Annotated in this window: 13 protein-coding genes and 3 tRNA genes; 5 read left to right on the plus strand and 11 right to left on the minus strand. The window is 52.9% G+C overall.

The window, feature by feature from the left end:
* Nucleotides 1-97: 97 nt before the first annotated feature.
* The 6 genes from B3007_RS10170 to alaS all read right to left on the minus strand — a co-directional run bounded on the left by B3007_RS10170 (nt 98) and on the right by alaS (nt 4,958).
* Nucleotides 98-174 (minus strand) — tRNA-Arg (locus B3007_RS10170).
* Between the two features lie 38 nt (nt 175-212).
* Nucleotides 213-289 (minus strand) — tRNA-Arg (locus tag B3007_RS10175).
* An 80-nt stretch (nt 290-369) separates the two neighbouring features.
* Nucleotides 370-459 (minus strand) — tRNA-Ser (locus B3007_RS10180).
* A gap of 67 nt (nt 460-526) precedes the next feature.
* Entirely contained in the window at nt 527-721 is a 195-nt protein-coding gene (gene csrA, locus B3007_RS10185) for a carbon storage regulator CsrA (protein WP_068436997.1), read from the minus strand.
* A gap of 179 nt (nt 722-900) precedes the next feature.
* Entirely contained in the window at nt 901-2,136 is a 1,236-nt protein-coding gene (locus tag B3007_RS10190; RefSeq protein ID WP_076515575.1) for an aspartate kinase, read from the minus strand.
* Nucleotides 2,137-2,330: 194 nt separating this feature from the next.
* Nucleotides 2,331-4,958 carry an alanine--tRNA ligase gene (gene alaS, locus B3007_RS10195; RefSeq protein WP_301376704.1) on the minus strand — a complete coding sequence of 876 codons (2,628 nt, stop codon included), beginning with the start codon at nt 4,956-4,958 and terminating at the stop codon, nt 2,331-2,333.
* Nucleotides 4,959-5,111: 153 nt separating this feature from the next.
* Between alaS and B3007_RS10200 the strand changes: the two genes are divergently transcribed.
* From B3007_RS10200 to B3007_RS10220, 5 genes are all read left to right on the plus strand, one after another.
* Entirely contained in the window at nt 5,112-5,315 is a 204-nt protein-coding gene (locus B3007_RS10200) for a YgaP family membrane protein (RefSeq protein ID WP_068436554.1), read from the plus strand.
* 118 nt (nt 5,316-5,433) lie between these two features.
* Nucleotides 5,434-6,405 (plus strand): hypothetical protein, encoded by a 972-nt coding sequence (locus B3007_RS10205; protein WP_068442518.1) that lies wholly within the window; start codon nt 5,434-5,436, stop codon nt 6,403-6,405.
* 5 nt (nt 6,406-6,410) lie between these two features.
* Nucleotides 6,411-6,653, plus strand: a complete 243-nt coding sequence (locus B3007_RS10210; protein WP_068441190.1) for a hypothetical protein — start codon at nt 6,411-6,413, stop codon at nt 6,651-6,653.
* Nucleotides 6,654-6,661: 8 nt separating this feature from the next.
* Nucleotides 6,662-7,522: an alpha/beta fold hydrolase gene (locus B3007_RS10215; RefSeq protein ID WP_068442520.1), complete on the plus strand. Its 861-nt coding sequence runs from the start codon at nt 6,662-6,664 to the stop codon at nt 7,520-7,522.
* A 132-nt stretch (nt 7,523-7,654) separates the two neighbouring features.
* On the plus strand, nt 7,655-8,941 hold the full coding sequence (locus tag B3007_RS10220; RefSeq protein ID WP_297531001.1) for an NAD(P)/FAD-dependent oxidoreductase: 1,287 nt from the start codon (nt 7,655-7,657) through the stop codon (nt 8,939-8,941).
* Here B3007_RS10220 and B3007_RS10225 read toward each other — a convergent pair.
* The 5 genes from B3007_RS10225 to B3007_RS10245 all read right to left on the minus strand — a co-directional run bounded on the left by B3007_RS10225 (nt 8,913) and on the right by B3007_RS10245 (nt 22,219).
* Complete coding sequence (locus B3007_RS10225) at nt 8,913-9,953, minus strand: AraC family transcriptional regulator (RefSeq protein WP_297530999.1); 1,041 nt, start codon at nt 9,951-9,953, stop codon at nt 8,913-8,915. The genes B3007_RS10220 and B3007_RS10225 overlap by 29 nt on opposite strands.
* A gap of 153 nt (nt 9,954-10,106) precedes the next feature.
* Nucleotides 10,107-10,589 carry a regulatory protein RecX gene (locus tag B3007_RS10230; protein WP_068439768.1) on the minus strand — a complete coding sequence of 161 codons (483 nt, stop codon included), beginning with the start codon at nt 10,587-10,589 and terminating at the stop codon, nt 10,107-10,109.
* Nucleotides 10,570-11,601 (minus strand): recombinase RecA, encoded by a 1,032-nt coding sequence (gene recA, locus B3007_RS10235; RefSeq protein WP_068442535.1) that lies wholly within the window; start codon nt 11,599-11,601, stop codon nt 10,570-10,572. Before recA ends, B3007_RS10230 begins: the two co-directional genes overlap by 20 nt.
* 151 nt (nt 11,602-11,752) lie before the next feature.
* Entirely contained in the window at nt 11,753-12,238 is a 486-nt protein-coding gene (locus tag B3007_RS10240) for a CinA family protein (protein ID WP_068439936.1), read from the minus strand.
* Nucleotides 12,239-12,331: 93 nt separating this feature from the next.
* Nucleotides 12,332-22,219 (minus strand): Ig-like domain-containing protein, encoded by a 9,888-nt coding sequence (locus B3007_RS10245; RefSeq protein ID WP_301376705.1) that lies wholly within the window; start codon nt 22,217-22,219, stop codon nt 12,332-12,334.
* Nucleotides 22,220-22,319 lie beyond the last annotated feature (100 nt).

Genomic DNA, 22,319 nt, shown 5'->3' on the forward strand with positions numbered 1-22,319 from the left:
ACCTGAGGAGGTTCTCATCATCTCCGTCGCGCTAACAAATTTGTTAATAAACGAGATGGGTGGGGAAAATATCTTGCTTCGGGGAAGGTTTCTGAAATGGCGCGCTCGGGAGGATTCGAACCTCCGACCGCCTGGTTCGTAGCCAGGTACTCTATCCAGCTGAGCTACGAGCGCGCATCAGAAAATCACGATATAAACATTCAAAGAAAGAATGGCGCGCTCGGGAGGATTCGAACCTCCGACCGCCTGGTTCGTAGCCAGGTACTCTATCCAGCTGAGCTACGAGCGCGCATCGTGGGGCGCGTATTATAGGGTTGTTGAGTAAGGTGTCAACGACTTAAATACGCTTCTGCCGAAGCAGAAAGAACGTGGCGGAGAGAGAGGGATTCGAACCCTCGATAGGGGTAAACCTATACGCCCTTAGCAGGGGCGCGCCTTCAGCCACTCGGCCATCTCTCCACATCACGGCGCGCATCATACCACGTTCAGAGAATTTTCAAAGGAAAAATTCAAGAAAATTAAGGCGTTAGTAGTTACCGTTAGGGTCACCACCGTCCTTCTCGCGCTGAATGCGCTGGTAAATTTCCTCGCGGTGTACTGCAACTTCTTTAGGGGCATTCACACCGATTCGTACCTGATTTCCTTTAACACCCAAAACGGTCACAGTGACTTCGTCACCAACCATCAGTGTTTCACCAACACGGCGGGTCAAAATAAGCATAGAGGTTCTCCTCAGATTCCAGTTTCTGTATAGGGTGCTGTGACATTCGTCACCTTTGTGTCCCACTCTTCCAGTATTGACCAGATCAGCCAGTTTTAAAGCCGGGTCCTGCGCAGAGTGAGGACTATTTGTTATTAGTGGGCATTCCTTCATGGGCCGCCCACTGATAACACCAGAGCTTAGTGCTCTTCGGTCACCTCTGCATCCAGTCCGAACGCGGTATGCAGCGCACGAACAGCAAGCTCGAGGTACTTTTCCTCAATCACGACTGAAATCTTGATTTCAGAGGTCGTAATCGCAAGGATATTGATGCTTTCATCCGCCAGCGTCTTAAACATTTTGCTGGCCACACCGGCATGGGATCTCATACCTACCCCTACTAGAGACACCTTACAGATGTCATCAGTTCCGTTAACGCCTTCCGCATTGAGTTCTTCGGCCAGTTCTGTAAGTAGCTTCAGTGCTTTCTGGTAGTCGTTACGGTGCACGGTGAAGGTGAAGTCAGTTGAGCCATCTTCAGAGACGTTCTGTACGATCATATCGACTTCGATGTTCGCATCACTGACAGGAACAAGAATTCGTGACGCTACGCCCGGTACGTCAGGCACACCCTGAACTGTTACTTTTGCTTCATCACGGTTAAACGCAATACCAGAGATAACGGGTTTTTCCACGGAGCTGTTCTCCTCGGTTGTAATCAGAGTGCCGTTGCCTTCTTTGAATGAGGACAGCACACGCAAAGGAACTTTATATTTACCGGCAAATTCAACCGAGCGGATCTGCAGAACCTTTGATCCGAGGCTGGCCATTTCCAGCATTTCTTCAAACGTCACGGTTTCCATACGACGAGCAGCAGCAACCACGCGAGGGTCAGTGGTATAGACGCCATCAACGTCAGTATAGATCTGGCACTCGTCAGCATTCAGTGCCGCCGCCAGAGCCACCCCAGTGGTGTCTGAGCCACCACGACCGAGCGTCGTGATGTTGTTGTCATCATCCACCCCCTGGAAGCCAGCAACAATACAGATACCGCCGTTATCCAGAACTTCGCGCATCTTGCTGGTTTCAATATCTTCAATACGGGCTTTCATGAACGCATTGTTAGTTTTAATGCCCACCTGCCAGCCAGTAAATGAACGCGCAGTGATACCTCGCTTTTCCAGCGCCATAGCCAGAAGAGCGATCGTCACCTGCTCACCAGTGGAAACAAGAACGTCCATTTCACGGGGAGAAGGACTATCGGTAATCGCCCCGGCTAAACCGATCAGGCGATTCGTTTCACCGCTCATCGCTGAGACGGCAACTACCAGCTGGTGACCCTCATCGTGAAAAGCTTTCAGCTTATCTGCGACGGCTTCAATACGCTCCGTCGTGCCGACCGAGGTGCCGCCATATTTCTGTACGTACAACGCCATATGGGGATATCTGCGCAATTGATCAAAAGGGTCGCAATTAAACAATAAATGGGAGCACGAGAAAAGCAATCTATAGACGTTGGACGAGACTGTTCTGCCAGATACACAACAATTCGGGCCAGACGCTGTAATTAGTGCACTAAAACAAGAAAGCCCGCACGAGGGCGGGCTTCAAGACGGCAGCAGGAGAAGGATCAGAGCTTAGCAGCCGCCCACTCTTCAAAGGCTTTGAGCGCATCGGCAATACCTTCTGGTTTCTGACCACCGGCCTGCGCCATTTCTGGTTTACCACCACCACGGCCATCAACGTAAGCAGCCACTTCTGTAACGGCGTCACCCGCCTTCGCCTTACCGATCAGGTCTTTAGTCACACCGGCAAGCAGGGTCACTTTCCCGTCATTGGCAGAGGCCAGCATAATCACCGCGGACCCCAGTTTGTTCTTCAGCTGGTCCATCGTGTTACGCAGCGCGGGTACATCGGCGCCATCCAGTTCGGCGGCCAGTACTTTTACACCGTTTACATCTTTCGCCTGACCTGCCAGATCTGAACCGGCGCTGGAAGCAAGCTTGCTCTTCAGTGCATCCAGTTCTTTTTCTAACTGACGGCTACGACTGATCAACTGTTCGACCTTATCGCCCACGTTATCAGTCGACCCTTTCAGAGCACGGGCAATCGTTGTCAACGTCGCTTCTTCACGGGCGACGAAATCAAGAGCAGCCTGACCAACAACCGCCTCAATACGACGGATACCCGCAGCAATACCGCTTTCTGAACTGATCTTCAGCAGGCCGATATCGCCAGTACGCTGAGCATGTGTACCACCACAGAGTTCGATCGAGAAATCATCCATTCCCATCGACAGTACACGGACTTCATCATCGTATTTCTCACCGAAGAGAGCCATAGCGCCGGCCGCTTTCGCATCATCGATGTTCATCAAGCGCGTTGCTACCGGTGTATTCGCGCGAATGTGCGCATTCACCAGATTCTCGATCTCTGCTAATTCTTCTGGTCTGACCGCCTCAAGGTGAGAGAAGTCAAAACGCAGCTTGTCGTAGGTTACAAGAGAGCCTTTCTGTGCGACGTGCTCACCCAGTACGTTGCGCAGCGCAGCGTGTAGAAGGTGTGTTGCCGAGTGATGAATGGCTGTGGAGGCGCGTTTTTCCGCGTCCACGCTTGCGGTCAGCTGATCACCAAGAGATACCGTGCCTTCAACCAGCACACCTTGGTGCAGATGGTTTTTGCCCTCTTTGGTCGTGTCTTTTACCTGGAAGACAACACCATCCGCTTTCAGGAAACCTGTGTCTCCGGCCTGACCACCGCTTTCTGCGTAGAAGGCCGTTTCGTCAAGAACCAGGACAGCTTCGTCGCCAGCCTTCAGCTGCTCAACTTTTTCGCCGCCCACAAACAAGGCTTTCACCGTGCCGGTATTTTCCAACGACTCATAACCGAGGAAGCCGGTTTCACCGTCAAGATCCAGGCCTTGTCCGTAATCCGCAGAGAAGTTGCCAGCGGCACGGGCAGTTTCACGCTGTTTCTCCATGGCGGTATTAAAGCCGTCCTCATCAACCTTCAGATCACGCTCACGGGCCACATCCGCCGTCAGGTCGAGAGGGAAGCCATAGGTATCGTAGAGTTTGAACGCGGTCTCGCCCGGAATGGTATCGCCGCTCATATCGGCAATCGCATCGTTAAGGATCGCCATCCCCTTATCGAGTGTCTTAGCGAACTGTTCTTCTTCGATACGCAGAACTTTCTGAACGTGCTCAGACAGGTTGACCAGTTCAGGATAGGCTTCGCCCATTTGCTCACACAACGCGGGAACCAGCTTATTGAAGAAGCCTGCTGACGCACCCAGCATGTGACCATGACGTACTGCGCGACGAATAATACGACGCAGAACGTAACCACGGCCTTCATTCGATGGCAGTACGCCGTCGACTATCAGGAAACTGGTAGAGCGGATGTGGTCAGCAATCACACGCAGTGATTTGTTCTCGGTGTCTTTGCAGCCTGTCAGTTCGCCGGCCGCTTTCAGCAGTGCCTGGAAAATATCGATTTCGTAGTTGCTGTGCACGCCCTGCATAATCGCAGAAATACGCTCAAGCCCCATGCCGGTATCCACCGATGGTTTAGGCAACGGCAGCATCTCACCGTCAGCCTTGCGCTCGAACTGCATGAAAACATTGTTCCAGATTTCAATAAAACGGTCGCCGTCTTCTTCTGGCGTGCCCGGAGGCCCACCCCAGATGTGTTCGCCATGGTCGTAGAAAATCTCGGTACACGGACCGCAAGGGCCAGTGTCACCCATCTGCCAGAAGTTATCCGATGCGTAACGTGCGCCTTTGTTATCACCGATACGTACGATTTTATCCTCTGGAATGCCCATCTTTTTATTCCAGATATCGAACGCTTCGTCGTCTTCCGCATAAACCGTCACCATCAGTTTTTCGACGGACAGGTTCAACCATTCTTTTGAAGTCAGGAACTCCCATGCGTAACTGATCGCATCCTCTTTGAAGTAGTCGCCGAAGCTGAAATTACCCAGCATTTCAAAGAAGGTATGGTGACGCGCCGTGTAGCCCACGTTTTCCAGGTCATTGTGCTTACCCCCGGCACGAACACAGCGCTGCGAAGACGCGGCACGGGTGTAACTGCGAACGTCGTTACCGAGGAAGCAGTCTTTGAACTGCACCATACCGGCGTTGGTAAACAGCAGCGTCGGATCGTTACCCGGCACCAGTGGGCTGGAGGCAACGATTTCGTGTCCCTTCGATGCGAAGAAGTCGAGGAACGCCTGGCGGATTTCTGAGCTTTTCATACGGTTGCGTGATTCCAAACGAGTTCAGAGATAATAAGCAGGTCAGTATAGCGGTTTGTAGGCCGGAGTCCCACAGCAAGGAATGGGTTGACTACGTTTTAAACAGGCAATAACATAACTGCATGGTTATTTTATTATAAGCAGGCTAATTCTATGAACATTGATCGTCTCGTCTTTGCTATCGCCGGCTCGTTTATTCTGCTCAGTATCGCGCTGTCGCAGCTGCATTCTGAATACTGGCTGTTCTTCACGGGTTTTGTAGGCTTGAACATGCTCCAGGCGGCTTTTACCGGTTTCTGCCCACTGGCCCGGATTCTCAAGGTGTTTGGCGTCAAAACAGGCTGTGCGTTCAACTGAGAGTTCGTCTGGAAGAGAGAGATCGTTCCGTACCGCCGAAGCACTTCAAGCTTTGGCGGAAAACCACACGCCAAGGTAATAAAGCGTATGTATACTGGCCCTCTTTATTGGGGGTTTTATGCAACGTTTTTTCGTTTTTACACTATCTGTATTCCTAAGCCTTCCAGTGCTTGCAACAGACTGGAAAGACTATCCAGAAGATCTTCAGCAATACGACTTTTCAGGAGATAAGCTGCAACAGCAGTGGCAGGACCTGACGAAGCTGACACGGGTTGAGTACCCGGATGTCGACTGGATCAGATCAATGATGACCGACTATCCACGTCTCGCTCACCATATGATGGTTCTGGGCGCAGATCCTGAAGCTCACCCGGCCGTCTTTAAAGCAATTCAGGACAGTGATTACTCAGATCTGGCCAGCGCGGTTCAGGAAGTCTGGCGTTTACACTATTCAGGCCAATACGAAAAAGCGTATGAACTGGGTATGCAGCTTGGACCCGTCGGAGAAGTGCCTGCGATTTATTCCCGCCTGGTTCATGCGACCCTTCTGATTGATGATCACGATGACAAAATGGAAGAGTTTGCTGAAGCCGCTGCTTTATCCAATGAAGGCCTGGCTCTCGCTCCAGAATACCGCTTTGCAGAATTCGGACTGGTCTATGCGAAAGTCCGCATGCTCGAGTTAATGAGCACAGGAGAGGCCCGCAGCTCCGGTTATATTCCTATCGCACAGGATAAGCTCGATAAGTTGCAGGAGTACGCACCAGATCGCGGCGCTTACCCTCTCACACGGGGTGGGCTTGAAGCCGGCATCGTTGAGCGCGTAGGCTCATTTCTGGGAAGCATTACTTACGGTGCGACAGAAAGCAGCGCGATTGAGAATTTTGAAAAAGCTCAGAAACTGTTGCCGGATATGGCGATCGTTTACAACGAATACTCTGTAGGCTTGATTCGCCTTGATGAAGATAACTTCCGCAAAGAGATACGCAAACTACTGAACACATGCTTGGCCATTGAGCCCGTCAATGCTGAAGATGCCCTGAATCAAATGCATTGCAAACGCACGCTTGAATCTATGAATAAGGATTAAAAGCAATGGAAAATAGCGGTGTAATTTACCTGATGATGCTGCCAGCGATGGCCGTCACTATGCTGCATCTCGGCATCGGCCCTTTCGGCCATCCGAGCATGATAAAACACCACCTTGCTTTCCTGCGCGCACCAAAATTACTAAGAATAATAATTCAGGCAATCTGCATCGCCGTGCTTTTCACGGGCGCTGCACAAATGCTTGGAATGATCGACCTCACCACCTCCACAGACAATCCAGCTGATTGAGAGGAATCATGGACACTACCCACATTTACAACGGACCAATAGGCCTCGAAACCCGACACGCAGGCCCAGCCGATGGCGAGGTCGTTATTCTATTACACGGTTTCCCAGAGTGCTGGAGCACCTGGCGCCATCAGATTCCTGTGTTAGCGGAAGCCGGTTACCGGGTATTCGTACCGAATATGCGTGGCTACGGACATTCGTCCAAACCAGCCGACGTAAGCGACTATCACGTCGATGAGCTGATCAAAGATGTCGATGCCATCCGCCGTTATGCCGGTGTCGAGAAAATCCATCTTGTCGGTCACGACTGGGGCGCCATGGTTGCCTGGTGGTACGCACTGAATAAACCTGAGCAGCTTGCCAGCCTGAGCATTCTGAACGTGCCCCACCCTAAGGTATTCCTGGGAACAGTGCGTAAAAGTCCGGTACAGATGCTAAAAAGCTGGTACGTGTTCTATTTTCAGATCCCGCGCCTGCCAGAATTGACGTTGCCAGTGAATAATTTCTTCTTTTTCAGAGATATTCTCAAGCGTACATCCAATAAAGGCAGCTACAGCGACGAGGACTTCAGTGAACTGCAAAAACACTGGCGTATTCCTGGAGCTATGCGAGCCATGGTCAACTACTATCGCTCAGCGTTACGTAGCCAGCCTAAGTCACCGAGAGGCGACCGGATTAAAACGCCGACTCAGATACTCTGGGGGGAGCACGACCTCGCGCTGACGCTGGAAATGGCGCGAGACAGCGAAAAATTCCTCGACAATGGCTCACTGACTACTTACCCGGATGCGACACACTGGCTCGCGCACGACAAACCGGCGGAAGTTTCTGCTCGCCTCATAGGCCATTTCGAAGCCAACCCCGCCTGATCCATCTCAGGTGCGGAAAGGTTCCCCCCTCATTTGACCTAACGGGGGGGGGGTTATAAGCCGCCATAAATTTCCGACTTTTTATACGATTCGCCGTATAATGCCGCCAATTTCATTTATAGGGAGTACCCCATGCAACGAATCGTCATAGTCGGCGGTGGCGCAGGTGGACTGGAACTGGCCACACAGCTCGGGCGTAAACTCGGTCGAAAGAGAAAAGCCGAGGTTGTGTTAATTGACGCCACCCCAACCCACCTGTGGAAGCCATTACTGCACGAAGTCGCTACTGGCGCACTGGACTCAGGCATCGATGAACTGAACTACCGCGCCCACGGCAAAAAACACGGGTTTCATTTTCAGATCGGGCGAATGAGTGGACTGAATCGCGAGAAAAAATCGCTTGTTCTCGAAGCTATGCTCGATGATGAGGGCAAGGAAGTATTGCCAGAGCGTACCGTCGATTACGATACGCTCGTCATGGCATTAGGCAGCGTCACCAATGATTTTGGAACTAAAGGCGCAGCGGAAAACTGCATTTTTCTGGATAGCCGTGACCAGGCTGAGCGCTTCCATAAATTACTACTGAATGAATTCCTACGCTGCAGTAACCTGGAAGAGCCGCGACCACTCGAAGTGGCCATTGTCGGTGCTGGCGCGACCGGCGTGGAACTGTCTGCCGAGTTGTATAACACCGCAGAAGTAATGGCCTCATACGGCCTTAAAAACGTCTCGCCAGAGCAGCTTAAGGTTCGCTTAATAGAAGCCGGAGACCGTATTTTACCGGCTCTTCCTCCACGGTTATCTGCAGCAGCTACCCGGGAACTTGAGTCACTCGGTGTTGAAGTCATGACCTCAACCATGATCACTGAAGTTACTGATTCAGGGTTTGTGAATAAATCGGGCGAACATATTCCAGCCGTTATCCGTGTCTGGGCAGCAGGCGTAAAAGCCCCTGAGTTTATGAAAGAACTCGGTCTCGAAACAAATCGTGCAAACCAGTTAGTCGTGAACAATAGCCTGCAGACTGAAGACGAGAACATTTTTGCACTTGGCGATTGCTGCAGTGTTATTGATAAAGCAACAGGAAAGCCCGTGCCCCCGCGTGCGCAAGCTGCGCATCAACAGTCATCTCATCTGGTAAAAGCCCTGAGCGCGAGACACAAAGGCAAAGCCATGCCGGAGTTTGTGTATAAAGACAAAGGCTCTCTGGTGTCCCTGAGCCGCTACAGCACGGTTGGAAGCCTGATGGGGAACCTGACCAAAGGGTCGATGATGATTGAGGGGCGCTTAGCACGCCTGGTCTACGTGTCACTCTATCGACTGCACCAGGTAGCATTACACGGGTACTGGCATACCCTGCTGCTTACCCTGGTTGGACACATCAATAAAGTTATTCGTCCTCGGTTGAAATTGCATTAATCGTTGAGAGGTACGCCTGGCGGTAATCGCCAGGCGTTGAACCTGTCCAGCGCCGGAATGCTTTATAGAATGCACTCGGCTCGGTGTAACCCACTTTATAGGCCACTTCATACAAAGGCATATCACCTTCGCAGATGAGCTTCATCGAAAGTCCCTGACGCGCCTCGTCTAATAAGTTCTGATAGGTTGTACCCAGAGCGCGCAACCGGCGTTGAAGATTTCGCACGCTGATACCCAACTGATCCGCGACCCCCTCCTGGGATACATTTCTCCGGATCAGGCACATTTCCAGAATATCTTTTAATTCAGAATAGAGAGCCAGATGCTCACGAAACCTCTGATCCTGACGGATCAGCTCACGTTGAACACTTTTGAAAAGCACCGGCTGAGGATCTGGTCCATCACGATTCCAGGCGACCTGACTGATCTCAAGCATGTAGAAGCCTTCCGTCGCAGCGACCTGTATTCCGGTGATATCCGCCGCTTGCGCTGCATCCGCAATTTCGCTCTGCGGAAGATGCATACAGAGGTCTTCGGGTTCAAAACTATCGCCTAGCGCATCCCGGCAGACACCCGCCATGATCACCACGGCAGCAGACAACTGCAGTGGCGACACATGCCTTTCAGGATGACGCTCTACCGAAATCAGTACTATGTCACTTTGGGAGGTATCAATTTCATAGCGCAGACTTCCTGTCGACAGATACACGTAAGGAATCAGCGCCTCGATACCTTTACGCAACGAAGGCGCACAACGGAGCAATCGCTGCAATGGCATCTCACGGCGCGCCATATAGATACCGAGATCAAACGCCAGCAACTCGTCATCAAGAAAACGTGCGACAAAGTCGTATGCATCTGCAACACGATCTGTATCAACCCACCTTGGAAGTGGTAATTCCGGGTCTATCCGCAGGATAGGCCATAGTTGATTCATATCCACGCCGCGGCCGTTCCAGTAATTCAGCAGGTGCTGTACCAGTACAATATCGACCTGAGCAGTCGGCGCCATATCCTTCCCCAACATTCGAATCCTATGAGCAATCAGACAGTTAACATTTGTTCTTTTTCTGTCAAAATCGAATGTTCCGTACCTGCGCCATCTGAGTCAATAGACTGAGGCGACACTGCCCGGTTAGGCACGAATTTAGGCGTATAAACTGAATTACTCAGAGCTTTCGCGCAGTAAGGTATCCACGGCAGCACTGATCTGATCGCTGCTGAAGCCACGATATGACAGAAAGCGCCAAAGTTTCAGTTTAAAATCAGGATTATCATGTCCTATGGAACGCGCCTTTCTGCGGGCAACTTCAAGCGCTTTTTCGTGCCAATTTTCTTCTGACGTTTCAAATGCAGAACAGGCTGTTTCTCCATCAACGCCTTTTTCCCGCAACTCCTGCTTCAAGCGAACAGGACCAACCCCACGAGAAGCACGGGAACGGACAAACATTGAGGCGAAACGCTCGTCAGACTGCCACTGGCGTTCAGCGAGCTCGTCTAACACGCATTCCAGATCGTCGGCAGAGGCTGCCTTTGGAGAGAGCTTCCGCCACAGTTCGCGGCGGGAATAATCACGGCGGGAGAGCAGATCTACCGCCGCGTGTTTCAGGCCAGACGGGTCAAGAGGCTCAGGCTTCGGCTTCTTCATCCTCAGACTCTGGTTGCTCTGAAGGTACATTCAACAGCTGCGCACGGATCTGACCTTCGATATCAGCGGCCATTTCTGGATGATCCTCCAGATACTGGGACGCGTTCGCCTTACCCTGACCGATCTTATCGCCCTGATAGCTGTACCAGGCACCTGATTTCTCAACAATGCCGCATTTCACACCCAGATCGATCACTTCACCCATATGGTAAATACCTTTGCCATACATGATCTGGAACTCGGCCTGCTTAAACGGCGGCGACACTTTGTTCTTCACGACCTTCACCCGGGTTTCATTACCTACGATTTCATCGCCCTGTTTTACAGAGCCGGTACGACGGATATCGAGGCGAACAGAAGAGTAGAACTTGAGCGCATTACCGCCAGTCGTAGTCTCAGGGCTACCAAACATGACACCGATCTTCATACGGATCTGGTTAATGAAGATCACCAGACAGTTGGCATTTTTTACATTGCCCGTGATTTTACGCAGAGCCTGAGACATCAGACGTGCCTGCAGGCCAACATGACTGTCACCCATCTCACCTTCAATCTCGGCTTTTGGCGTCAGAGCGGCAACCGAGTCAACAACGATGACATCAACCGCGCCAGAGCGTACCAGACTGTCACAGATCTCCAGCGCCTGCTCGCCAGTATCCGGCTGTGATACCAGCAAGCTATCCAGGTCGATACCCAGCTTTTCAGCATACAGAGGATCTAACGCGTGTTCGGCGTCGATAATAGCGACGGTTTTACCTGCTTTCTGCGCCTGAGCCATCGCAGACAGACACATGGTTGTTTTACCTGAACTCTCCGGACCGTAGATTTCTACAATACGTCCCATTGGCAAACCGCCAATTCCAAGCGCAATATCCAGACTCAAAGAACCCGTGGAGACTGCAGGAATGGCTTCGCGAGGCTGCTCACCCATTTTCATGATGGCGCCTTTACCGAACTGGCGTTCGATCTGGCCCAGGGCTGCATCCAGAGCTTTCTGTTTGTTCTGATCCATGGTCGGTTCCTTGGTCGTATTCAGTCGTTAATCAGGAATATTGTTCAGCAATCTTTGATTACTGTAGATTTAACCAGTATTTAATCACAGCGTTTTTTAAAGTCAACAAAACACTGGTTATTTGTTCAGTACTTTTTCAGTCAGGTGAGTTTCAGTGGTCGCAGTCATTCACGAAGCCCAATAACATCTCCAGCGCTTTGGCGACAGACTGCTGGCGGACAGCATCCCGATCACCATCAAACTGAAAGAGGTTTACCCTCTGAGCGGCCTCGCTGCCACAGCCAATCCATACTGTCCCGACGGGCTTACCCGCGACGGCTCCACCTGGCCCGGCAATGCCACTGACTGCAATACTGACGTCCCCAAAGCGGGCTGCACCTGCCACCATAGCTTTTACTGTCGCTTCGCTGACTGCACCGTGTGCATTCAATATCTCTGTTGGTACACCGAGGTCACGCTGTTTAGCAGTATTCGAGTAGGTAACAAAACCGCATTCAAACCACTGACTACTCCCGGCCAGATCGGTACACGCGGCAGCAATCATGCCACCCGTGCAGGATTCTGCCGTCACAAGTTTCAGGTTGCGAGCGAGCAATTCTGTAGCCAGAGTCTGAAGAAGATCGGATATGGCGGACATGATAGTTCCTGCGTCAAAGTCTGAGGCACAGAATATCAGATGAAGCGAGAGCGGACATGCCTTACTGGCATGTCCGTTCGCGTAAACTGAAGACTATTTAATCACCCGGATTTCTACCCGGCGATTCGCTGCACGGCCCTGTGCGGTGTCGTTACTGGCGATTGGATCTTCTTCACCGTAACCTCTGGCTTCTAAGCGCATGGGGTTGATTCCCATATCAATCAGATATTGCATCACTGCATTCGCTCTGCGCTCCGATAGCCGCTGATTGTTTGCAGCGGCCCCCAGTGAGTCCGTGTAAGCACCGATCTCGATACGGGCGTCCGGGTACTCCATCAGAGTGTCTGCGACCTGTTCGAGAGTACGCGTTGCGCCACGGGTCAGTTCGGCAGAACCACTAGCAAAATAGACACCATCAAGCCGGGCATCCAGAACCGAACATCCGCGGTGATTTACAGACATACCCGAAGGCGTACCCGGACAATCATCAATATCATCAACGATACCATCATCATCGCTGTCTGCCATGATGACCACCGGTGCTTTTACCGGTTCTGGCTTTGGCAGCGGACGCGGCTTAACCACCGGTCGGCGTTGCGGAACGGGTTCGGTGGTGCCAAAGCGTTTCATTATAGAAAGGCCGACAAAATGAGCATCCCGGGTGAAAGACTGACCAGAAATGCGCGCTGCCCAACTGTCTTTAAAGCTGTACTCAATCCCTATCCCCAGCCCCAGAGCCATTGAGGCTTCTTTGCTGTAATCAACGTCAGAATCGGTTGAAATCGACGCCAGCCCAGCTTCGAGATAGGCGTTCAGGGAATTTTTTCCGTTCCAGCTGGTTTGCCAAGGATACCAGTGTAGTGCAGCGCCCAGAGCACTGTAACCGAAGTCCGACTCTTCTCCTGTATCACCATCTTCAAGAACCGCGTTGCCGAGGTCGGTGTAGTGAAGCTCTACCGAGATGTCGTCTTTCAGACGATAACCACCGAAAAGTTGAAAACCAAAGCCTGACTCATCAACGTTATCGTATACGCTATCACTGGTTCCGGGCGTCAGGCGACTGAAGCCCAACCCCAGCCCAACATACGACTCTTCTGATTCGAAGGCCTGTGATACCAAGGGTGCAAACATCACGAGCACACCAACCAGCAGAGACACTGTGGGCTTTAAAAAAGCCCGTTTGTGCCGTTCTGCTCTGCGGCGCAGCACCACCAGCGGCAGGCCGAGCAGTACCCAGAGCAAGCTCTGACTACCAAGGCCTGGCAGTGATGCATTCACTTCACCTTTGCCCGGTACGATATTCTCCACCAGCTCAGGGGCCTGTTCGGCATCCGGTACCTGCATGTAATCTGGCGTACCATCGCCATCGGAGTCCGCACACACAGCGCCGGTACCACATTCCTGACGGTCACTGATCCCATCACCGTCCGAGTCGCCCGAACCATCCGGCATGCCAGCAGCATTGTTGCTGTCCGGATCACGGTAGTCAGGAATGCCATCGTCATCGACGTCGCCAGTGCCACCTTCTTCGACGGTGAGGATGCCATCGTTGTCGTCATCAGGGTCGAGGTAATCAGGAATACCGTCATTATCGGTATCGTCATTACGAGGATTACCGTCGCCGTCTGCATCTTCAAATGCCGTCGAAACGCCATCGCCATCATCGTCCGGGTCGCGGAAGTTCGGCAAATCATCACCATCGCTGTCCCAGCAGAGAATCAGCCCCGGACACTCAACAGCATCACTGATGCCATCACGGTCCGAGTCACCGCCTGACGGGTCCAGATAATCCGGAATACCATCAAAGTCGCTATCGCCTTCATTTTCTTCTGCGGTCGGAACACCATCGCCGTCGTCATCCGGATCACGGTAGTCCGGACGCCCGTCATTATCTGTATCGTCGTTCAACGGATCGCCGTCACCGTTACGGTCTTCGTCTACGGTCGGGATACCATCGCCGTCATCATCCTCGGACAGATAATCCGGAGCACCGTTACTGTCGCTGTCCGGGCAAGGGAGACCCGTCGGACATTCGCGAGCATCACTGACACCATCGCGGTCGCTGTCACCACTGCCGTCTGGTGTCATGGCTTCGTTACTGTCATCCGGGTCAAGGTAGTCAGGGATATCGTCGTTATCAGCGTCCAGACCCAGCTCTTCATCCGTCGGTACACCATCATTGTCGTCATCACGATCCAGATAGTCCGGTTGCCCATCACCATCGGTATCGTCATTGGCTGGGTTACCATCTGCGCCCAGATCTTCCTCAATCGAAAGAATGCCATCACCGTCGTCATCCTCGTCGAGATAATCAGGAATACCATCTTCGTCTGTATCACGACACGGAACACCATCCGGACACTCAGCGCCGTCAGGCACACCATCTTCATCGGAGTCACCAGCTGAAGGATCCAGATAATCAGGAATACCATCGCCATCACTGTCCCCGGTGCCTTCATCTATGGTGTTGAATCCGTCGTTATCGTCATCTTCATCGCGGTAATCCGGTATGCCATCACCGTCAGTATCGCGAACTGGCCCTTCTTCAATAGTTGGACGCCCGTCGTTGTCATCGTCGTCATCCGCGTAGTCAGGTGTGCCGTCACCATCAGTGTCACGACACGGAATACCAGCCGGACACTCCGTAATGTCATTGATACCATCGCCATCCGAGTCGCCGCCGATACCTGACGCTGTATTGCCATCCGGGTCAAGGTAATCAGGAATACCGTCACTGTCGGCATCACCGTTACCTTCTTCATCAGATGGGATACCGTCGCCATCATCATCGCGATCCAGGTAGTCCGGGGTGCCATCGCCGTCGGTGTCATCGTTCGCTGGGTTGCCATCCGCGTTCGGATCTTCGTCAACAGTCAGACGACCATCATTGTCATCATCCGGGTCGTTATAGTCCGGCTGACCATCCTGATCAGAGTCTTCACATGGTGCTCCAGCCTGACACTCGGCCAGATCTGACAGGGTGTCATTGTCGCTGTCACCCGGACCACTGGTGTCGCTGTCATTCGGATCGAGATACGCGGGGATTGTATCCTCATCGAAATCAGGGCCAGCCTGAGTCGATGGATTACCGTCGCCATCGCTATCATCGTCTTCGCTACGAGTGTTTACACCATCGCCGTCGTCATCCGCATCACGGAAGTCTGGAATTCCGTCGTCATCAGTATCTCGCTCAAAACCTTCAATGCTGCTTGGTACGCCATCGTTGTCGTCATCACTATCGAGGTAGTCAGGCAGACCATCACCGTCGGTATCACGACATGGGAACCCGGTGTCACACTCAATATCGTCAAAGATACCGTCTTCGTCAGCGTCGCCCGGCGAACCGTTCAGTTCGTCGTTCGGGTCCAGATAGGCCGGAATGCCGTCACCATCAGCATCGTCATCACGAGGGTCGCCGTTACCGTTAAGATCTTCTTCCAGCGTCGTGCGACCATCACCATCGTCGTCAGGGTCGAGGTAATCAGGAACTCCGTCGCGATCGAGGTCATCGTTGTCCGGATTACCATCACCATTGGCGTCTTCTTCCAGATTGGTCAGGCCATCGCCGTCATCATCGGTACTGTCAGGGTCGAGATAATCAGGTACGCCATCGTCGTCACCATCAGGCCCAGGATTAGTTGCCGGGTTACCGTCACCATCCAGATCCGCATCTTCGTCGGCCGTTGCTATGCCGTCGCCATCATCATCGCCATCCATGTAATCCGGGACGCCATCGAAGTCACGATCAACACATGGAATACCCGTCGGACACTCAATACCGTCTGGAATCCCGTCGCCATCGCCGTCACCCGGTGATGTGCTTACACCGTCATTGGCGTCGAGATAAGCTGGAATGCCATCACCGTCGGCATCGGGGCCAGCATTGGTCGCCGCATTATTATCGAGGTCGGTGTTCGCATCTTCCATCGGTGTTGGAATGCCATCGCCATCGTCATCCGCGTCGAGGTAATCCGGGATATTATTTCCGTCGGTATCGCGACCCGGCGATTCCTGAACAGTCGGAATGCTGTCCCCATCGTCGTCTTCATCGCGGAAATCTGGAATACCGTCGAAATCCGTATCCTGACACGGCAGAGCGGTGCCACACTCGGTGTTGTCCGGAATGCCATCGCCATCCGAATCACCTACTCCGGCTTCGCCGTCATTAGGATCGAGATACGCGGGAATGCCATCGCTATCAGCATCCGGCCCAGGGTTTGTCGCCGCATTGCCATCAAGGTCTGTATCCGCATCTTCATCGCGTGTGAGGATGCCATCACCATCATCGTCATTATCGAGATAGTCTTCGACACCATTGCCATCGGAGTCCGTTTCAGCGCCTTCATTACGGGTAGGAATCCCGTCATTGTCATCATCAGAGTCCATGTAGTCGGGACGCCCATCGTTGTCGCTGTCACGGCACGGCAGACCTGATACACATTCACGGTCATCAGTTATGCCATCGTCGTCAGCGTCTCCCGGTGCTGCGGTCAGGCTATCGTTGGGATCAAGATACGCTGGGATACCATCGTTATCGGCATCCGGCCCCGCTGTCGTTGCTGGATTCGCATCGCCATCAGTGTTGTTGTCTTCGTCAGCTGTAGCGATACCGTCGCCATCATCATCACGATCCAGGTAATCCGGGGTTGCGTCGCCATCGGTATCACGATCTGAACCTTCGCTCAGAGTCGGAATACCATCGCCATCATCATCGGAGTCGGCGAAATCAGGGATGCCATCGCTGTCAGTGTCAGTGCACGGGTAACCGGAAGCGCATTCGATATCATCTGGAATACCGTCATCGTCACTGTCACCTGCTGAGCTGTCATCTGCATCATTCGGATCAAGATAGGCTGGTATGCCATCCCCGTCCTGATCGTCGTTGATGAAGTCACCGTCGTCGTTAAGATCTTCGTCGCGTGTCAGGATACCATCGTTGTCGTCGTCTTCATCACGGAAGTCCGGCACTCCATCTGCATCGGTATCACGATCGCCGCCTTCTTCAGCAGAAGAGATGCCATCGTTGTCGTCGTCCTCATCCATGTAGTCGGGAGTGCCGTCCGCATCGCTGTCCTGACAAGGAATTCCGTCCGGACATTCAACAGTATCCGGGATGCCGTCGCCGTCACTGTCGTTGGTGCCGTCAGTGCTGTCGTCATCACGGTCGAGATAGTCAGGGATACCATCGCCGTCGCTATCGTCATTCGTTGGATCGCCATCACCGTTGACGTCTTCCTCTTCCGTCGTGCGGCCATCACCATCATCGTCGTCATCGAGGTAGTCCGGTGTGCCGTCGCGGTCCAGATCGTCGTTGGTTGGATCGCCATCGCCATTTCTGTCTTCATCAAGGTCGGTCAGACCATCGCCATCACCGTCGGCCGCAAAGAACTCAATTGTGACTGGTATCAGAGCTTCTTCTGCTGCTGTGATGGATACGGTCGCAGTTCCAACCTCAAACAACGAGGTCAGTTCGACGCTGTAAATGCCATTGCCCTGATCAGTGACGGCAGAGAGTGTACCCAGGTCCGTAGCGAATTCAGCTGGCACTTCAGTAACGATATCGCCTGCTGTGTCGCGGACAATGACCGTGATCACTGAAGCAGACGAGCCATCGGCAGCAACCGACAAAGGCGTTGCAGAGGTGGATGAATTGTCAGCGCTGACCAGCACTTCAATGGTGATCTCTCCACTGACTTCACGCGTATTCCCTGCCCCATCCTCAGAGACGACGGTCACTGGATAGCTTCCGTTATCCAACGCATCGGTAACAGTAAGACTCCAGCTACCCGCAGCATCCGCGGTAGTTTCATACTCGTTACCGTTCACAGACACTTTGATCAGCGTTCCGGCCTCGGCGTCACCGGAGAGTTCCGGTGTGTAATCCACAATGGTGGTGCCATCCTGAGTCAGCGAAAGCTCAGCCGGGTCAAGAGTATCAATAGTAATGCCGAACGACTCAGACACCCCAGATAAGTTTCCTGCGGTATCCGTCGCGGTGGCCGTCAGTGAATACTCACCGTCGTCCAGCGTGGTCCGCCCGTAATCAAGGCTCCACTCGCCAGAGGCGTTTGCGATAACGTTGCCAATCAGACTCTCATCGCGGTAGATATTAATCTCTGCCCCCGCCTCACTTTCACCGCTGATTACTATGCGATTATCGGACGTCAGGCCGTCGGTGCTGTCGACACCTGTGTCGTCTGAAATTCCAGTGATGGAAGGCGCTTCTGGCGTGGTCGTATCGACCTCGATCAGAACAGGCGCTGAAACAACGCCGGTATTGCCCGCCAGGTCAGTGACCTGATTTGTGATTTGATATTCGCCATCCGTCAGGGCGACGTCGGTGTAATCCAGCTGCCACAGCCCTGTGTCGTCGGCTGACACGATCCCAGCCGGTATGCCATTGATAAAGACTTCAATCTCGCTGAATGGCTCCGAAGAACCGGAAATCACCAGCTCGTTATCCGCCGTAACACGATCATTCGGTGTCGCTGTATCTTCACTGATGCCTGTGTCCGTCGCAGGCACTGGCGCCGTGGTATCAATCACCAATTGCAGCGGCTGACTGTCAGTTTCGTTCCCAGCGAGGTCACGGCTTCGGGCTATGACCTGGTAGGTACCATCGGCCAATTCCAGCGGCGCACTATCAAACTGCCATTGCCCGGATTCATCCGCTTGAGTCGAGCCGAGTGAACTGCCATCCAGCAGGATTTCAACATGGCTGCCCGCTTCGGCGGTGCCCACATAAACAACCACATTATCTGAAGTGACGGCGTCGGCGGCTGACGCACCGGTATCCTCAAGAATACCGCTCAGTATCGGGGTATCAGGCGCCTGCGTATCAATGATCAGCGTCAGCACAGAGGATTCAACGCTCTGATTTCCGGCAATATCTGTAGCTATCGCTGTAACCTGATGCACTCCATCTGCCAGAGCAACATCCGAATAATCAAGCGTCCATTCGCCACTGCCGTTGGCCTTCACCATACCAACAAGGGCACCGTCGATGCGGATATCGAGATCGGCCCCCGCTTCTGCCGTACCATTGAGTACCAGTGTCGCGTCTGAGGTCACCTGATCGCCTGCTACGCCCGTGTCTTCTGAAACAGAAGTCACAACCGGCGCATCCGGAGCAGTCTGGTCAATAGTCAGAGGGTAAGCGACAGATAGCGGGCTTGTGAGTCCTGCGAGACTTTCTGACTGCGCTGTCAGCTGATAAGTGCCTTCAGCAAGCTCTACGTCTGAGTAATCAAACGTCCAGCTGCCGGCAGCGGTAGTACTCGTGGTTCCGATAGCAGCGCCATCAAGGAAGACCGTAATTCTGGTATCAGCGCCGCCACTACCGCTAATAGTTAGGGTCGCATCAGCTGTTATGCCATCAGCAACTCCAGTATCGTTCGAGATGGCCGCGATGGCTGGTGTTGCCGGGCCTGACGTATCAATGGTGATGGAATAATTACCGGACACAGCAGACTCATTGCCTGCCGCATCCACCGCCACGGCGGTGACCACATAGTTGCCATCGTCCAGAGTAGTGGCGCGGTTGTCGTATACCCAATCGCCGTTACCATCCGCTTGAACAGTAACCACCTCGTTCCCATCGATTGAGACAACTACGCTATCAAGCGCTTCTGCCGTACCAAGAATACGGAGGGTATTGTCGCTGGTGATACCGTCGTTCGGTGACCCGGTGTCATCGGATATCGCCGAGATTACAGGTGCTGCCGAGGCTTCGGTGTCGACAGTCACTGTGTAGGCTGACGCCGTAGAAGTATTGCCCGCGGCATCTGAGACGACGGCCGTGAAAACATGCTCACCGTCGCTCAGGCTGACGGATGTGTGGTCGTACGTCCATGCGCCAGCCGGGTCGGTATCCGCGAATCCTGTATAGTTTCCGTCCACGAACACAGATATGCGTTGATTCGCCTCAGCCTGCCCTGCCAGCACCAGCTCAGCATCTTTGGTCAGCGCATCACTGTTCGAACGCCCGGTATCCTCACTGATCCCCGTGATCACAGTAGGAGCGGGCGCTACGGTATCGACGACGACAGTCAGTGAATCAGATTCAACACTGGTATTGCCCGCATTGTCAGTAGCCGTCGCGGTGATTGAGTAAGAACCGTCGTCCAGGTCTGTACCCGAGTAGTCATACGACCAGTTGCCACTGGCGTCAGCAACCACGGTGGCGATCTCGTTACCGTCAATACGAACGGATACCGAGCTTCCCGCTTCTGCAATCCCTGAGAAAATCAGTGATGGGTCGTTAGTGATCTGGTCGCTACCGGACAGGCCGGTATCTGTCGAGATTGCAGACAGAACAGGGGCAGTCGGTGCAGACTGGTCAAGCGTGTAGGTTTCAGCGTCAACAGGGAGTGTGACTGAAGCTGCATTGCCCTCTGCATCAACAATGTTCTGAGCGTCGGAAAGGGACAGTGCGAGTGTGCCGTTAGCTCCCGAAATACCCGACACAGTAATATCGAACACGGTCTCGGAAACTGATGCCACAGACGCGACCGTTCCGAACGACGCAACAAAATCAGTGGCGTCGATGTTCTCAATGTATTCAGAGAAGCTGACACGGAAGGTAACGGAGCTTGAATTAGTCAGCGACTGCGCAGGCTCCTGCCTGGCGATGGCTGTCACTGATGGTGCTAGGCCATCAGATATTACGATTCTGTAGTCTTCAACCTCACCCGTTGCCAATTGCCCGGCAGGCGTTGCAGCCGTCAGCCCGAGGTTTGCGATCCGTAAGCGCATATAAGTGCGGCCTGGAACAACATCTACTGATGACCTGAGACCAGACCAGGTCAGTGATGTCGCAACCTCGTAGGAGTTATTGGAAACACTTACAACGCCAGAAGCTTCATCAGGCTGGAATACACCATCACCATCGAAGTCAATCCAACCAATGACATTCGATGCAAACCCATTAATAGAAGTTGCAGGTACGGTGATATTGTACTGCGAACCTGTCGCCGGTACCGCAGTTACCGATGAGATTGCATTATCCGAGTCGTCCGAGGCTTCGCCAAGTGAATTATCTATCCCGTCGACAAAGCCGTCGCTTTCTCCAGAAACGCCTACCGAACCGAGTCTGACGCCCTCGACAATAACGTGAGACGCGCCATCAGATGACGCCAGTGTACCGTAGGAGTCAGGAGCATCGCCAAAATCGGTGGCAGGTTCAGAACGGACACTGCCGGCGCGGAAAAGAAGCCATGAGTCGTATCGTGCGTCGCCGCGGTCAGCAAGACCAGCCGTCACAACAACCTCCTGCCCCGGGGTCACTCCGACACGACAGGATAAGCGGCGGGTAAAGCCATCCATTTCAACATCGAACGCACCCCCGGTGTTATCCAGAAAGAGCCCAGAGTTAGATATTCCGTCGTTATTATTAGGGCGGTCACTGGAGTCTGGAGATGGCAGCTGATCAGAATGAATATTGTTAATGGATACTTCATCACCACCCGGTGTTAATGCACAGTTCGAACCGTCCACCAGAATCTTAGCGACATCGTTAAAGGCGCCGACATATTCCAGGTACTCTTCTGAACCAAAGATGAAGTCCAATACCAGTACATCTTCTTGCGGGACAACTGAAAACACAAACTTGACTGGATCATAGACACGGCCACCGAAGACAGAATCTTCAATGCTACGAGTATTAAACTGTGTTTCTGTATCTGCTGCTGAATTCGGACCCAGCACATCAACAACATCACCTGAGCTTAGAATCACCCCCTGCCCAAAGTCGTCGCCAAGAAGAAATTCATACCCGCTGAATTGACCAGCCTGAGACTGATTTGAGCCGCCAGTACGGATAATATAAGACGGATTACTGATCTGAACGCCCGGCCCTGAAAGCAACTCAGCCATCGTATCAACAGTTACTTGAGAATTGCTGAGAGGAAGCACTTCTTCAGCATGAAGCGACGAGGCATACGCCAGCGCGGCGATACAACCTGCCTTAAAAAAACGGGACATCTACGGGTCCTTTCGATTGCTCAATAATTAGAATACTGCCAACATCCCTGGAATTGACGAATGCACGTAAAAGCATCTGGTCGGCGGTATTACGTTGATT

The sequence above is a fragment of the Thalassolituus sp. UBA675 genome, from assembly GCF_002297765.1.
In the GTDB taxonomy this organism is placed as follows: Bacteria; Pseudomonadota; Gammaproteobacteria; order Pseudomonadales; family Oceanobacteraceae; genus Thalassolituus.

Bases quoted from the DNA above. Each gene is read 5' to 3' on its own strand.
- csrA (WP_068436997.1), bottom strand. From the start codon at position 721: ATGCTTATTTTGACCCGCCGTGTTGGTGAAACACTGATGGTTGGTGAC.
- B3007_RS10190 (WP_076515575.1), bottom strand. From the start codon at position 2,136: ATGGCGTTGTACGTACAGAAATATGGCGGCACCTCGGTCGGCACGACG.
- alaS (WP_301376704.1), bottom strand. From the start codon at position 4,958: ATGAAAAGCTCAGAAATCCGCCAGGCGTTCCTCGACTTCTTCGCATCG.
- B3007_RS10200 (WP_068436554.1), top strand. From the start codon at position 5,112: ATGAACATTGATCGTCTCGTCTTTGCTATCGCCGGCTCGTTTATTCTG.
- B3007_RS10205 (WP_068442518.1), top strand. From the start codon at position 5,434: ATGCAACGTTTTTTCGTTTTTACACTATCTGTATTCCTAAGCCTTCCA.
- B3007_RS10210 (WP_068441190.1), top strand. From the start codon at position 6,411: ATGGAAAATAGCGGTGTAATTTACCTGATGATGCTGCCAGCGATGGCC.
- B3007_RS10215 (WP_068442520.1), top strand. From the start codon at position 6,662: ATGGACACTACCCACATTTACAACGGACCAATAGGCCTCGAAACCCGA.
- B3007_RS10220 (WP_297531001.1), top strand. From the start codon at position 7,655: ATGCAACGAATCGTCATAGTCGGCGGTGGCGCAGGTGGACTGGAACTG.
- B3007_RS10225 (WP_297530999.1), bottom strand. From the start codon at position 9,953: ATGGCGCCGACTGCTCAGGTCGATATTGTACTGGTACAGCACCTGCTG.
- B3007_RS10230 (WP_068439768.1), bottom strand. From the start codon at position 10,589: ATGAAGAAGCCGAAGCCTGAGCCTCTTGACCCGTCTGGCCTGAAACAC.
- recA (WP_068442535.1), bottom strand. From the start codon at position 11,601: ATGGATCAGAACAAACAGAAAGCTCTGGATGCAGCCCTGGGCCAGATC.
- B3007_RS10240 (WP_068439936.1), bottom strand. From the start codon at position 12,238: ATGTCCGCCATATCCGATCTTCTTCAGACTCTGGCTACAGAATTGCTC.
- B3007_RS10245 (WP_301376705.1), bottom strand. From the start codon at position 22,219: ATGTCCCGTTTTTTTAAGGCAGGTTGTATCGCCGCGCTGGCGTATGCC.